The 11,856-nt window shown below is 66.3% G+C and carries 14 protein-coding genes and 1 pseudogene; 8 read left to right on the forward strand and 7 right to left on the reverse strand.

The features are described from left to right. Positions 1-8 precede the first annotated feature (8 nt). The 3 genes from A5775_RS04590 to A5775_RS04600 are packed head-to-tail and all read right to left on the reverse strand — an operon-like array spanning position 9 to position 2,891. Positions 9-569 carry a YceI family protein gene (locus A5775_RS04590; RefSeq protein WP_067248260.1) on the reverse strand — a complete coding sequence of 187 codons (561 nt, stop codon included), beginning with the start codon at positions 567-569 and terminating at the stop codon, positions 9-11. Positions 570-581: 12 nt separating this feature from the next. Further along, entirely contained in the window at positions 582-1,595 is a 1,014-nt protein-coding gene (locus A5775_RS04595) for an alcohol dehydrogenase (RefSeq protein WP_067248264.1), read from the reverse strand. Between the two features lie 9 nt (positions 1,596-1,604). After that, on the reverse strand, positions 1,605-2,891 hold the full coding sequence (locus A5775_RS04600) for a cytochrome P450 (protein WP_067248267.1): 1,287 nt from the start codon (positions 2,889-2,891) through the stop codon (positions 1,605-1,607). 245 nt (positions 2,892-3,136) lie between these two features. On the opposite strand from A5775_RS04600, the gene A5775_RS04605 reads away from it, so the two are divergent. The 3 genes from A5775_RS04605 (at position 3,137) to A5775_RS04615 (ending at position 4,225) form a co-directional block, all read left to right on the forward strand. Continuing rightward, positions 3,137-3,541, forward strand: a complete 405-nt coding sequence (locus A5775_RS04605; protein ID WP_067248270.1) for a hypothetical protein — start codon at positions 3,137-3,139, stop codon at positions 3,539-3,541. A gap of 4 nt (positions 3,542-3,545) precedes the next feature. Further along, complete coding sequence (locus tag A5775_RS04610) at positions 3,546-3,836, forward strand: hypothetical protein (protein ID WP_067248274.1); 291 nt, start codon at positions 3,546-3,548, stop codon at positions 3,834-3,836. Between the two features lie 167 nt (positions 3,837-4,003). Continuing rightward, the gene (locus A5775_RS04615; RefSeq protein WP_067248277.1) at positions 4,004-4,225 is read left to right on the forward strand and encodes a hypothetical protein; all 222 of its coding nucleotides are present in this window, start codon (positions 4,004-4,006) and stop codon (positions 4,223-4,225) included. Positions 4,226-4,251: 26 nt separating this feature from the next. Here A5775_RS04615 and A5775_RS04620 read toward each other — a convergent pair whose 3' ends face one another. Then, a complete protein-coding gene (locus tag A5775_RS04620; protein WP_067248280.1) occupies positions 4,252-5,382 on the reverse strand; it encodes a nitronate monooxygenase in 1,131 nt (376 codons plus the stop codon). A 325-nt stretch (positions 5,383-5,707) separates the two neighbouring features. Here A5775_RS04620 and A5775_RS04625 point away from each other — a divergent pair, with 325 nt between their 5' ends. Genes A5775_RS04625 through A5775_RS04635 form a run of 3 tightly spaced genes read left to right on the forward strand, consistent with a single transcriptional unit; the run spans position 5,708 to position 9,640 of the window. Then, on the forward strand, positions 5,708-7,657 hold the full coding sequence (locus tag A5775_RS04625) for an NAD(P)/FAD-dependent oxidoreductase (protein ID WP_067248284.1): 1,950 nt from the start codon (positions 5,708-5,710) through the stop codon (positions 7,655-7,657). A 10-nt stretch (positions 7,658-7,667) separates the two neighbouring features. Continuing rightward, a complete protein-coding gene (locus A5775_RS04630) occupies positions 7,668-8,693 on the forward strand; it encodes an alcohol dehydrogenase catalytic domain-containing protein (RefSeq protein ID WP_067248287.1) in 1,026 nt (341 codons plus the stop codon). 20 nt (positions 8,694-8,713) lie between these two features. Further along, positions 8,714-9,640, forward strand: coding sequence for a carbon-nitrogen hydrolase family protein (locus A5775_RS04635; RefSeq protein ID WP_067248318.1), 927 nt, complete (start codon positions 8,714-8,716; stop codon positions 9,638-9,640). A gap of 3 nt (positions 9,641-9,643) precedes the next feature. On the opposite strand, the gene A5775_RS04640 is transcribed toward A5775_RS04635, so the two are convergent. Then, complete coding sequence (locus A5775_RS04640) at positions 9,644-10,555, reverse strand: class I SAM-dependent methyltransferase (RefSeq protein ID WP_067248291.1); 912 nt, start codon at positions 10,553-10,555, stop codon at positions 9,644-9,646. A 61-nt stretch (positions 10,556-10,616) separates the two neighbouring features. Further along, positions 10,617-11,048, reverse strand: coding sequence for a D-aminoacyl-tRNA deacylase (gene dtd / locus A5775_RS04645; RefSeq protein ID WP_067248294.1), 432 nt, complete (start codon positions 11,046-11,048; stop codon positions 10,617-10,619). A 52-nt stretch (positions 11,049-11,100) separates the two neighbouring features. Here dtd and A5775_RS04650 point away from each other — a divergent pair, with 52 nt between their 5' ends. Further along, complete coding sequence (locus A5775_RS04650; RefSeq protein WP_067248322.1) at positions 11,101-11,406, forward strand: MTH1187 family thiamine-binding protein; 306 nt, start codon at positions 11,101-11,103, stop codon at positions 11,404-11,406. Here A5775_RS04650 and A5775_RS04655 read toward each other — a convergent pair. Further along, positions 11,403-11,702: pseudogene (locus A5775_RS04655) on the reverse strand (macro domain-containing protein); the annotation flags it as partial. The gene A5775_RS04650 and the pseudogene A5775_RS04655 sit on opposite strands and share 4 nt — an antisense overlap. 3 nt (positions 11,703-11,705) lie before the next feature. Here A5775_RS04655 and A5775_RS24620 point away from each other — a divergent pair. After that, a partial coding sequence (locus tag A5775_RS24620) for a macro domain-containing protein (protein WP_369827772.1) occupies positions 11,706-11,856 on the forward strand: 151 nt, incomplete at its 3' end.

An 11,856-nucleotide genomic window follows, 5' to 3' on the forward strand; every position in this document is an offset into this window, starting at 1 on the left:
GCCGGGACTCAACCGTCCTTGACCTGAAGCGCGGTAAAAGACAACGAAACGTCGTCTGCGACCTGGACCGAGCCCATCAGCAGCGAGTAGGGCTTGATGCCGTAATCGGTTTGACGGACCGTAGTTTCACCAGACATCCGCCACGAGTCTCCGAGATCTTCTGTGCGCAAGTCGATTACGTGCTCTCGCGTGGCGCCCCGGATCTCGAGTGTGCCGGTGAGACGGTACCCGTCGTCGGCCTGCCCGATGACGTCTGCGGTGTAGCGAATCTCGGGAAATCGGCTGGCGTTCAACGACTTCAAAGCGTTGGACCGGACCTGGGCCTTTTCGGCGCCGGAGAGCCCTTTGACGCCGCCCTCACCGCGCAGCACGCCGAACGAATCGACCTCGACCGCAAGCTGCGCAGAGACGGGTCGGGAGCCGGCCCAGCTCACTGTGGCACGCCAGCGCGACATCGCGATGGTGAGACGATGGCCCATTCGTGCCGCTCGGCCGACAACACCGGTGTGGAGCAACAATTCACCGTCGGACGCGCCGATCGTCCACACCGTGCCTTGGTCAGAACTCACGAACCGAGGGTGTCACATGGTCAAGACGGTGCGGTAATGCGCCCGCCCCTGCTCCAACGCCGCATAGCCTTCGGCGGCCTGCGCCAACGGCAACTCCTCGACCCACGCCCGAACACCGGACAGGACCGCGAAAGCCATGGTGTCTTCGACGTCTTTGGCCGTCCCGGAGGGATGACCGACGATGCTGACTCCGGGGATTATCAGCTGTACGGGGCTGATCGGCAGCGGCTCGGGTGTGACGCCGATGGTGACCAGCTCACCCTGGGGGAGTATGCCGCCGACCGTGGCGGCCATCGCCTTCGAATTGCCCGCGGTGGCCAGGACGACGGTCGCTCCGCCCAAGTCCTTCAACGCGTCGGCGGGATCGTCGGCTGTGGAATCGATGTAGTGATGGGCACCCAGTTTCCGGGCATCATCGGCCTTGCCGGTACCGCGGTTGATCGCGATGGTCTCGAAGCCCATCGCCCGGGCGAACTGCACGCCGAGGTGCCCCAGGCCGCCGACACCGAGTATCGCCACCCGATCGCCGGGCAACGCCTTGGTGTGACGCAAGGCGTTGTAGGTGGTGACGCCCGCACACCCGAGGGGGGCGGCTTCGGTGTCGGAGAGCTCGGCCGGTATCCGGGCCAGTGCGCTCACCGGCACCGTCACCGACTGCGCGTATCCGCCGGGGTAGTGCCAGCTCGGTACCTTCGCGTTCTCGCAGTGAATGAACAGGCCTTTGCGGCATTGATCGCAGCGATAGCAGCACCCGCCGAACCAGCCGACCGCAACACGATCGCCGATCGCGAAATCCTCGACGCCCTCGCCGAGTTCGGTGACTTTGCCTGCGATTTCATGCCCCGGAGTCAGGGGCCACGACATCCCCGGGAACCCCCCGTTGACGAATTGCTCGTCAGTGCCGCAGATGCCGCACGCGGCGACCGTCAGCCGTACCTCATCGCGACGGGGTGATTGGGTTTCGACCTCAGCCAGCTCTAACGGGCCGCCTGCGGACTGGATCCGGACAGCTTGATGCGTGGGCATCGGCTTAGCTTAAGGCGTGACAGGGGATTTCGCTGTTCCGTCGGTGTGATAGTCCACCTGCCAATGCTTGATCCCGTTGAGCCAGCCCGACCGGAGGCGTTCGGGCTTGTTGATCGATTCGAGGTCCGGGATGCCATCGGCGATCGCGTTGAACATCAGGTCGATCGTCATGCGCGCCAGGTTGGTTCCGATGCAGTAGTGCGCGCCGGTGCCGCCAAATCCCACATGTGGGTTGGGATCGCGCAGGATGTTGAAGGTGAACGGGTCGTCGAACACGTCCTCGTCGAAATTGGCCGAGCGATAGATCATCACGACGCGCTGGCCCTTTTTGATCTGCACGCCGGACAGCTCGTAGTCCTCCAGCGCGGTCCGCTGGAACGACGTGACCGGGGTGGCCCACCGAACGATCTCGTCGGCCGCCGTGCCGGGACGCTCCCGCTTGAACAGCTCCCACTGATCCGGAAAGTCGGCGAAGGCCATCATGCCCTGGGTGATGGAGTTGCGGGTGGTCTCGTTGCCGGCCACCGCCAACAGGATCACGAAAAAGCCGAACTCGTCGTCGGAAAGCTTGTGGCCGTCGATATCGGCCTGGACCAGCTTGGTGACCAGATCGTCCCCCGGATTCTTCGTCCGCTCGGCGGCCATCTGCATGCCATACATGATCAGTTCGACCGAAGCCGTGATCGCGTCATTGCTGGCGAACTCGGGGTCCTGGTCTCCGACCATCTCGTTGGACCAGTGGAAGAGTTTCTTGCGGTCTTCCTGCGGCACGCCCATCAGTCCGGCGATGGCCTGCAGCGGCAGCTCGCACGACACCTGCTCGACGAAGTCGCCGCGCCCCTCGGCGGCCGCCTCTTCGACGATCCGCCGCGCGCGTTCGGCGAGATCGCCGCGCAGGCGTTCGACGGCGCGGGGCGTGAAGGCCCGCGAGATGATCTTGCGCAGCCGGGTGTGTTGCGGCGCATCCATGTTGAGCAGGACGAACTTGCCGCGCTCGATCTGCTCACCGACCGTGCCGTCCTTGTAGCGCGGCAGGGCCGTCTTCTGCAGGCTGGAGAACACGTCGCTGCGCAGGGAGATCTCTTTGACGTCCTTGTGCTTGGTCACCACCCAGAACCCACCGTCGTCGAACCCGCCGACGCCGATCGGTTGCTCGTTCCACCAGATCGGTGCGATCCGGCGCATTTCGGCCAGCTCTTCCACGGGCAGCCGCTCGGCATAGATGTCCGGATCGGTGAAGTCGAAGCCGGGAGGCAGATTGGGAACCGGCTTGGTGCTGGGCTCGACGGTTGACATGGCGCACTCCTCGATACGAAGTCGTCTAGGCGTCCTTGTGCAAGGAAACCATTGCTGGACCACGGTTGGGAAGCATTGACGCAAGATCGCCGGGGACAAATTGGAACGTGTTCTTCAGGTGTGCTTACTCCGCCGCGGCAAGCCGTCAGCGGGCATTGGGGCCGCACGCCGAAACCGTCTTGTGGCGAGCGGCCCGACCGATATGCTTTGGTGCAGGTCACCGGCGACGACAGGCGGGGTGGAACATGATTCGGGAATTGCTGAGCGCCGCTTCGATAGCGGGCATCACGATCGGCATGGCGCCGTGCGCGGCCGCCGACCAGCATTACGACGGCGACGTTCCGGGCATGAATTATCAAGCTTCGCTGGGCGCCCCGTGCGACAACTACGAGCGCTTCATCTTCGGCCGAGGGCCTAGCGGCCAGGCCGAGGCCTGTCACTTCCCGCCGCCAAACCAGTTCCCCGCGGCCACCGTCGGCTACTGGGTCATCTCCTATCCGCTGTACGGCGTGCAGCAAGCCGGTGCGAAATGCCCGGGGTCCCAGGCCGCCGCGCAGTCGGACGCCGGGCTTCCGATGCTCTGCCTGGGAGATCGAGGGTGGCAAGAGGGATGGTTCACCGGTGCGGGGTTCTTCCCTCCGGAGGGGTAACGGCATGAGCGCAGTCCAGCCCGCGCAAGCGCAGGTCCCGCGCTGGCTGCGCTACGTCCTGGCGTCGGATCGCGCCGGGTCGGCGTGGTACATCGGCACCGGCTTCTTCTTCGCGCCGGTACTGGCCGTGTTCTCGCCGTGGCCCGCCGTCACCGAAGTGCTGTGGGGCATCATCGCGGTGGCCGGGCTCTGGCTGGGGCTGCTCGGCATCGCGATGGCCATCGGGCTGGCCCGAATATTGCGCTCGGGGGCCGAAGTTCCCGAAGACTACTGGCGCTCGCTGGTGCACTACTAGGGCCCAGGCCCCACGGTCGACGCAGCCCTGCCGGCCTCACAACGCCAAACCACACCGGTTGCGCACTTCTGACTCGGGACACTGGTAGGCCTCGCCGCCGGCGAGAAACGGTGCCGTACCGCGTCTAGAGTTCAGGGCAACGACCCGGCAACAAAAGGAGATTCGAGATGGCCTTCAATCCCAAAGATGCGGTCGACGCGGCGAGGGACATCGCGACCAACGCCGTCGAAAAAGCTTCCGACATCGTCGAACACGCCGGCGACATCATCCGGGGTGACCTCGCCGGCGGCGCCAGCGGCATCGTTGCGAACTCCATCGACATCGGTACCTATGCGCTGGACCGGACGAAGGAAGTGTTCACCGGCCGGGAAGACGTCGACGACGTCTAGGCCCGCTGGCAGGCAAGCCTCCGTCGTCAGACGGAGGCGGCCTCGTTGAGCTCGTCCAGCCTGTTGGTCGCTTCCAAGTACTCCTGCACCCAGCGTTCGATGACCGTCGACGTCTTCTCCACCTTGGTGAACTGACCGACAACCTGACCGACCGGGTTGAACGCGACGTCGACCGATTCGTTCGGGTACCTATTGGTAGCCCGCACCGCCATGCCGGACACCATGTACTGCAACGGCATCCCGAGCGGCTTGGGGTTGTCCGGCGCCTCCCATGCCTCGGTCCAGTCGTTGCGCAGCATGCGGGCCGGCTTGCCGGTGAACGACCGGCTGCGGACGGTGTCGCGGCTGCCCGCCTTGACGTAGGCCTCCTGCTGGACGGGGGTGTTCGAGGATTCCTCGACCATCAACCACTGCGATCCGGTCCACGCGCCCTGCGCGCCCAGAGCCAGCGCGGCCGCGATCTGCTCACCGCTGCCGATGCCGCCGGCGGCCAGCACCGGAACCGGGGCGACCTCCTTGACGACCTGGGGCCACAGCACGATCGAGCCGACCTCGCCGCAGTGGCCGCCGGCCTCGCCGCCCTGCGCGATGATGATGTCGACGCCCGCGTCGGCGTGCTTGCGAGCCTGCGAGGGGGAGCCGCACAGCGCGGCGACCTTGAGACCGGCGTCGTGAATGTGCTTGATCATGTCGGCCGGCGGGGTGCCGAGCGCGTTGGCGATCATCTTCACCTTCGGGTGCTTGAGCGCCACCTCGACCTGGGGCGTGGCCGTAGCCTCCGTCCAGCCGAGGAGCTGCAGGCTGTCGCCGTCGCTGTCCTCGACCGGCACACCGTGATCGGCGAGGATCTTCTTTCCGAAGTCAAGGTGCTCCTGCGGCACCATCTTGCGCAGGGTCTCGGCCAGCTCCTCCGCGGACAGGTGTGAGTCCATGCCCTCGTACTTGTTCGGGATGACGATGTCGACGCCGTAGGGGTGGTCGCCGATGTTCTCGTCAATCCAGTTGAGCTCGATCTCGAGCTGCTCGGGCGTGAAGCCGACGGCCCCGAGCACGCCGAACCCCCCGGCCTTGCTGACCGCCACGACGACATCGCGGCAGTGGGTGAAGGCGAAGATCGGGAACTCGATGCCGAGTTCGTCGCAAATAGGGGTGTGCATTACAACTCCTGGGATGCTCGCCGAATTGGAACGTGTTCTAGTTTAGTACGGAGCTCACTGACGTGGCCAGCGGGCCCGGCCCTGCGCCCTGTTACTACGACCCGTCGCTGAATCGTGGTGCGATGCGGTTCACCGCCCATCAGCGGCTCCCGACCAGCACTTTCCGGCACCCCCGCAAAGCCCCTGGCGGACGAGGACGGCGCGCCGATATGCGGTGGTTGCCGATGCTTGATCCCGCGCCGAGCGAGCGGGTAGCGTAGTGCTGCAATTACGAAACCATGCGTAGCGTAATTGGCCACCACACCACGCGAGAGGATCTCCCTTGATGCGCAGCCGCTACGCCGGCGATCCCTTCACCACAGCCACACCCGAGATCGCCGCCGCGCTAGAAGATGTCAGCGTCCCCACGCTGTTGCTCTCGCTCGTCCACATCACCGGCGACCCCCGATTCATCCGCGACTTCAAGCAGATGGGCATCTTCCTCAACGAGGTCCAGGGCTTCATGTCGGAAGAGGACAAGGCGCGCGCCCGCGCCGAGGCGCTGTCGGTGATCACCGAGTATCGGGACCGCGGCTGCCCCGAACCCGAGCCGCTGAGCCCGGAACTCATCAGGGAAATGATGGACTGGGCGGCCTGTGAGCACGTGCCCGACGACTATCTCTGCCTGGTCTCCGAAGAGCTGGACCTCGACGGCGTCGACCCCCGGCGCCCCGCCGCGTTGCCGGCCGAGAGCGCGGCGCAGCTTCCCGTACTGGTCATCGGGTGCGGCGAATCCGGCATCCTGGCCGGCGTGCGCCTCAAGCAAGCCAACATTCCGTTCACCATCGTCGAGAAGAACGCCGGCCCCGGCGGAACATGGTGGGAGAACAGCTATCCCGGCGCCCGGGTCGATGTGGCGAACCATTTCTATTGCTACAGCTTCGAACCCAACAACGACTGGACCCATTTCTTCGCCGAGCAATACGAGCTGCGGGACTATTTCACAAAGGTCATCAACGAACACGACCTGGCCGACCAGATACGTTGGCAGACCGAGGTTCTCGCAGCCGAATGGAACGACGACGAAGGCACGTGGAACGTTTCGCTGCGATCGGCCGACGGGAAGACGACCATCGTGCACGCGCGTGCGCTCATCACCGCGGTGGGCCAACTGAACCGTCCCAACATTCCCGCGTTGGATGGAGCCGACACCTTCGAAGGACCATCGTTTCACTCGGCGGCCTGGGATCACTCGGTCGATCTGGCAGGCAAGCGGGTCGCGCTCGTCGGAGCCGGCGCCAGTGGTTTCCAGATCGCGCCAGCCATCGCGGAGGACGTCGAGCGCCTGACGGTGTTTCAGCGGACCGCGCAGTGGATGTTCCCGAACCCGATGTATCACGACGAGGTCGGCGACGGTGTGCGCTGGGCGATGCGACACCTGCCGTTCTACGGGAGGTGGTACCGGTTCCTGGTGCTGTGGCCCGGCTCGGACAAGGGCCTGGACGCCGCCGAGGGTGACCCGAACTACGCCGATCAGGATCACGCCGTCAGCGACATCAATGCCGGCGCGCACATGATGTTCTCTCAGTGGATCAGCAGCCAGGTCGGCGAAGATCCGGAGTTGTTGGCCAAGGTGATGCCGGACTATCCCGCCTGCGGCAAACGCACGCTGCAGGACAACGGCAGCTGGTTGCGCACGCTGCAGCGCGACAACGTCGAATTGGTGCGCACATCCATCGAGCGGATCACGCCGCGCGGCATCGTCACCGAGGACGGTGTGGCGCACGACGTCGATGTCATCGTCTACGCCACCGGGTTCCGGCACACCGATGTGCTGTGGCCGCTGAAGGTCACCGGCCGCAACGGAGTCGACCTGCACGCGATGTGGGGGAGCAGGCCGTATGCCTACCTCGGGATCACCGTCCCGGAGTTCCCGAACTTCTTCATCGTCTACGGGCCCGGAACCCACCTCGCCCACGGGGGAAGCCTGATCTTCCAGTCCGAACTGCAGATGCGCTACATCGACCAGTGCCTGGCGCGCCTGGCCGAGACCGGCGTGCATTCGGTGGAGCCGAAACCCGAGGCCGCCACGGACTGGCACCGCCGGACACAGGCCCAGATCAAGAAGATGGTGTGGTCGCACCCAGCGGTCAAGCACTCGTATTTCAAGAACGCCGACGGCGAGATTCACACCGTTAGCCCGTGGCGTCTCAACGAGTACTGGTCCGCGGTGCGCGAACCCGACTGGTCACAATTCGTAGTGCGCCAGAAAGAGCAAGCGCGACAGGGAAAGTGAGCACACCGATATGCGCACGGTAGTCGTCGATGGGCCTCGCAGCATCCGGGTCGAAACCCGCCCGGACCCAACGCTCCCGGGTCCCGACGGAGCGATCGTGGAGGTAACCGCCGCCGGAATCTGCGGATCCGATCTGCACTTCTACGAGGCCGACTTTCCGATGCCCGACCCGATCGCGCTCGGCCACGAAGCCATCGGCACGGTCGTGGAAGCCGGGCCGCAGGTGCGCAACGTCAGGGTCGGCGATCAGGTCATGGTGTCGTCGGTGGCGGGCTGCGGCGCCTGCGCGGGGTGCGCCACCCACGACCCGGTCATGTGCCACTCCGGCTTTCAGATCTTCGGCGGGGGTGTGCTCGGTGGCGCGCAGGCCGATCTGCTCGCGGTGCCGGCCGCCGATTTCCAGCTGCTGAAGATGCCCGAGGGTATCAGCACCGAACAGGCTTTGTTGCTCACCGACAATCTCGCCACCGGGTGGGCGGCGGCACAACGGGCCGACATTCCCTTCGGGGGTACCGTGGCGGTCATCGGGCTGGGGGCCGTCGGGCTGTGCTCGCTGCGCAGCGCCCTTTTTCAGGGCGCTGCAACGGTTTTCGCGGTTGATCAGGTTGACGGCCGGCTCCAGCGTGCCGCACAGTGGGGGGCGACCCCCCTCAAGGCGCCGGCGCTCGCGACCATCCTCGAGGCCACCGGCGGCCGCGGCGCCGACGCGGTGATCGACGCCGTCGCCACGGACGCGTCCCTGACCGAGGCGCTCAACGCCGTGCGGCCGGGCGGCACCGTCTCGGTGGTCGGTGTGCACGACATGAATCCGTTTCCCCTCAACGCCCTGGGCTGCCTGATCCGCAGCATCACGCTGCGGATGACCACCGCGCCGGTGCAGCGGACCTGGCCGGAATTGATCCCGCTGCTGCAGTCCGGTCGCCTCGATGTCGACGGCATATTCACCACGACAATGCCTTTGGACGACGCGGCCAAGGGCTACGCGACCGCGGAGTCGCGATCGGGTGATGATGTGAAGATCCTGTTGAAGCCGTAGCTTTTTGTGGCAGCATGAGCATCATGCGCTGTGCCGCAATTCAGCTCGAAGCCGTGCCCGCCGACGTCGACGCCAACCTCGCCAGCACCGAACGCCTCGTCGAACGGGCAGTTGCCGCGGGTGCGGACACCATCGCGTTGCCGGAGTTCTTCACCACCGGAGTCGGCTTCTGGCCCGAACTCGCCGACGCCGCACTACCGCCCGACGGCAAAGCCACCGATCTTCTGCTGAGCCTTGCGCGGCAGCACGGCGTGATGATCGGTGGTTCGTTGCTGATCCGAGATACAGACCGAAACGTGCGCAACGCTTACCTTCTCGTCACCGCGGAGGGCGTTGCCGGGCGTCACGACAAAGACCTGCCGACGATGTGGGAGAACGCGTTTTATGTCGGTGGCCACGACGACGGCGTGATCGAGACGGGTACCGTGACCGTGGGTGCGGCGGTCTGCTGGGAGTTGATGCGCACCCAAACGGTGCACCGGCTGCGTGGACGTATCGATCTGGCCATGACCGGTTCGGGCTGGTGGTCGATCCCCGACTGGTGGCCCAAGGCGAGCTTCCGCCGGATGGAGGCGCGCAACGCGGCCACCGCCATGCGAGCAGCGGCCTCATTCGCGGGCTACGTGGGGGCCCCGGTCCTGCACGCGGCGCACGCGGGTGGGCTGCACTGCCGCATGCCGTGGCTACCGTTGGACTACGCCGGCCGGTTCGAGGGCGGCACCATGATCGTCGCCGCCGACGGCACGGTCTTGGCCTGCCGAGACCAGACCGAGGGCGAAGGGGTCGTCGTCGCCGACGTCGAGGTTGGACGCCGCACCCCGATCATCCAGGCGCCCAAGGGTTTCTGGCTGCACCAACGTGGCGCGCTGGCCACCATCACCTGGCACTACCAACGCCTGCACGGCAGGCGCTACTACCGCCGCCACGTCGCGCGAGCCGCGTCCTGATCCTCACCGGCTGGCAGTGATGTATTGGGACCGCATGAATCCGTCGATCTTCACGTCGACCTCCGGCGGGGTCATTCCGTAACCGGCTTGCAAGTCGAGCGTGTTGCGAACGGGTTCGACGGCCCACCCGTGCGCGGTCAGCCACTCCGCAGGGTCGGACTGTGGTTCGTACGTCAGCGCCGAAAAGTCAACGTTGCCCGACACATTGACCCCCGGGTGGTTCGCCTCCAACGCATGGAGCTGATCGTGATCCAAGCGCGAGCCCAACGCGCCGATGGCGATCCGGCTTCCCGGCGCGCTGAGCCCGCTGATCCGGGTGAACAGCGCGTGTTGCGCCTCGTCGGTCAGGTAGGGCAGCAACCCCTCCACCGACCAGGCGCTCGGGCTCTCCACGTCAAACCCGGCCGCCTCCAGCGGCCGCGACCAGTCGGTGCGCAGATCGGCGGCGACCTCGAGCCTGTGCGCCTTGGGCGCGGCACCCTGCTCGCCGAGCACCTGCGCCTTGAATTCGAGTACCTTCGGCAAATCGACTTCGAAGACCCTTGTGCCGTCCGGCCATTCAAGGCGGAACGCGCGCGAATCCAGCCCAGCGGCAACGATGACGGCCTGCCGGATGCCCACCTCCCCGGCGGCGAGGAAGAAGTCGTCGAAGAAGCGGGTCTGCACGCCGTACAGGCGCGGGAAGGCCAACTCGTCCTCGGAGCTACCCGGGTTGGCTAGCACCCCCGCCAAATACGGGTCCCGCGAGGCGGCGATGAAGACTTTGGCGTATTCGTCGCGCACCAACGGATGTGGGCTCATGGCATGCAGCGCACGCCATCCCGCCACGAGCAGCGCGGTGTAGCCGACGCTGCTGACGATGTCCCAGTTGTCATCGTCGGAGCGGAGCGATCCAAATCCCGGTGTCGTGCCCATGGCCGCCCTCCCGTCACCTCGGCCAAACGCCGATTTTTCCCAACGTACCTGCGGGGCGGCGTCAGAGTTCCAAGAACACCGTCACCGGACCGTCGTTCACCAACTCGACCTGCATGTTCGCGCCGAACACCCCGGTCTGTACGTCGGCGCCCAAGGCCTGCAGCGCCGCCGCGAACTCCGCCACCAGCGGTTCGGCGATGGCCCGCGGCGCTGCCGCATTCCATGACGGGCGGCGGCCCTTGGCGGTGTCGGCGTAGAGGGTGAACTGGCTGACGACCAGGATGGGAGCGTCGACATCGGCCGCGGACCGCTCCTCGGCGAGAATCCTTAGGTTCCATAGCTTCTCAGCGAGCCGCCGCGCGGTGTCGCGATCATCGGTATGGGTGACGCCGACGAATGCCAGCAGGCCCTGGCCGTCCGGCCGGATGGCGCCCGCCACCGCGCCGCCGACCGACACCGCTGCTGAGGAGACCCGTTGCACCAACACCCGCATGGGTCTCGATGCTGCCAGACCGGCCGGGACGCGGGTGGGTACGCTCGAAAGGGTGTCCGTGCTGGTCGCGTTTTCCGTCACCCCCATCGGAGTCGGCGAGGCTGTCGGCGAGATCGTCGCCGATGCGGTTCGGGTGGTGCGCGAGTCCGGCCTGCCCAACAAGACCGACGCGATGTTCACGGTGATCGAGGGCGAAACGTGGGAGGACGTCATGGCCGTGGTGCAGCGCGCGGTCGAGGCGGTGGCCGCCCGCGCGCCGAGGGTCAGCACGGTGATCAAGGCCGACTGGCGCACCGGGGTCAGCGACGCGATGACGCAGAAGGTCGCCTCGGTCGAGCGTCACCTCACCGAAGGCTAGGCCCGCACCGCCGCCCGAAACGCTTGCTCGGCCGCGTCACCGTGGACGGCGAAGACCACCTTCTGTAGCGAACCCGGCTGGTGGTGCCGCACGGCGTCGACCATCAGCCGGGCCGCCTCGTTGAGCGGGAAGCCGCCGACGCCGGTACCGAACGCCACCAACCCCAGCGTGCGGCATCCAAGTTCGTCGGCCTTGCGCAATGTCGAAGCCGTGGCGGCGCCGATGATCTCGGCGGAGGTCGGGCCCCCGAGCTCCATCGTCGCCGCGTGGATGACGTAACGCGCGCGGGCGGGCCCGAAGTGCAGCGCGAATCGACCCAGAAGGCGCCGATCGGGCTCGGCGAAGCGATCGAGACCACGGCCGGCGACATGCCCGCGCGTTACGTCATCCACGCGGCGACGATGGAGCTCGGGGGCCCGACCTCCGCCGAGATCATCGGCGCCGCCACGG

Source organism: Mycobacterium sp. 852002-10029_SCH5224772 (assembly GCF_001667315.1).
Lineage (GTDB): Bacteria > Actinomycetota > Actinomycetes > Mycobacteriales > Mycobacteriaceae > Mycobacterium.

What these genes read in the sequence shown, in the direction of transcription:
- A5775_RS04595 (WP_067248264.1), bottom strand. Translation starts at nt 1,595, where the DNA reads ATGCCCACGCATCAAGCTGTCCGGATCCAGTCCGCAGGCGGCCCGTTA.
- A5775_RS04600 (WP_067248267.1), bottom strand. Translation starts at nt 2,891, where the DNA reads ATGTCAACCGTCGAGCCCAGCACCAAGCCGGTTCCCAATCTGCCTCCC.
- A5775_RS04605 (WP_067248270.1), top strand. Translation starts at nt 3,137, where the DNA reads ATGATTCGGGAATTGCTGAGCGCCGCTTCGATAGCGGGCATCACGATC.
- A5775_RS04610 (WP_067248274.1), top strand. Translation starts at nt 3,546, where the DNA reads ATGAGCGCAGTCCAGCCCGCGCAAGCGCAGGTCCCGCGCTGGCTGCGC.
- A5775_RS04615 (WP_067248277.1), top strand. Translation starts at nt 4,004, where the DNA reads ATGGCCTTCAATCCCAAAGATGCGGTCGACGCGGCGAGGGACATCGCG.
- A5775_RS04620 (WP_067248280.1), bottom strand. Translation starts at nt 5,382, where the DNA reads ATGCACACCCCTATTTGCGACGAACTCGGCATCGAGTTCCCGATCTTC.
- A5775_RS04625 (WP_067248284.1), top strand. Translation starts at nt 5,708, where the DNA reads ATGCGCAGCCGCTACGCCGGCGATCCCTTCACCACAGCCACACCCGAG.
- A5775_RS04630 (WP_067248287.1), top strand. Translation starts at nt 7,668, where the DNA reads ATGCGCACGGTAGTCGTCGATGGGCCTCGCAGCATCCGGGTCGAAACC.
- A5775_RS04640 (WP_067248291.1), bottom strand. Translation starts at nt 10,555, where the DNA reads ATGGGCACGACACCGGGATTTGGATCGCTCCGCTCCGACGATGACAAC.
- dtd (WP_067248294.1), bottom strand. Translation starts at nt 11,048, where the DNA reads ATGCGGGTGTTGGTGCAACGGGTCTCCTCAGCAGCGGTGTCGGTCGGC.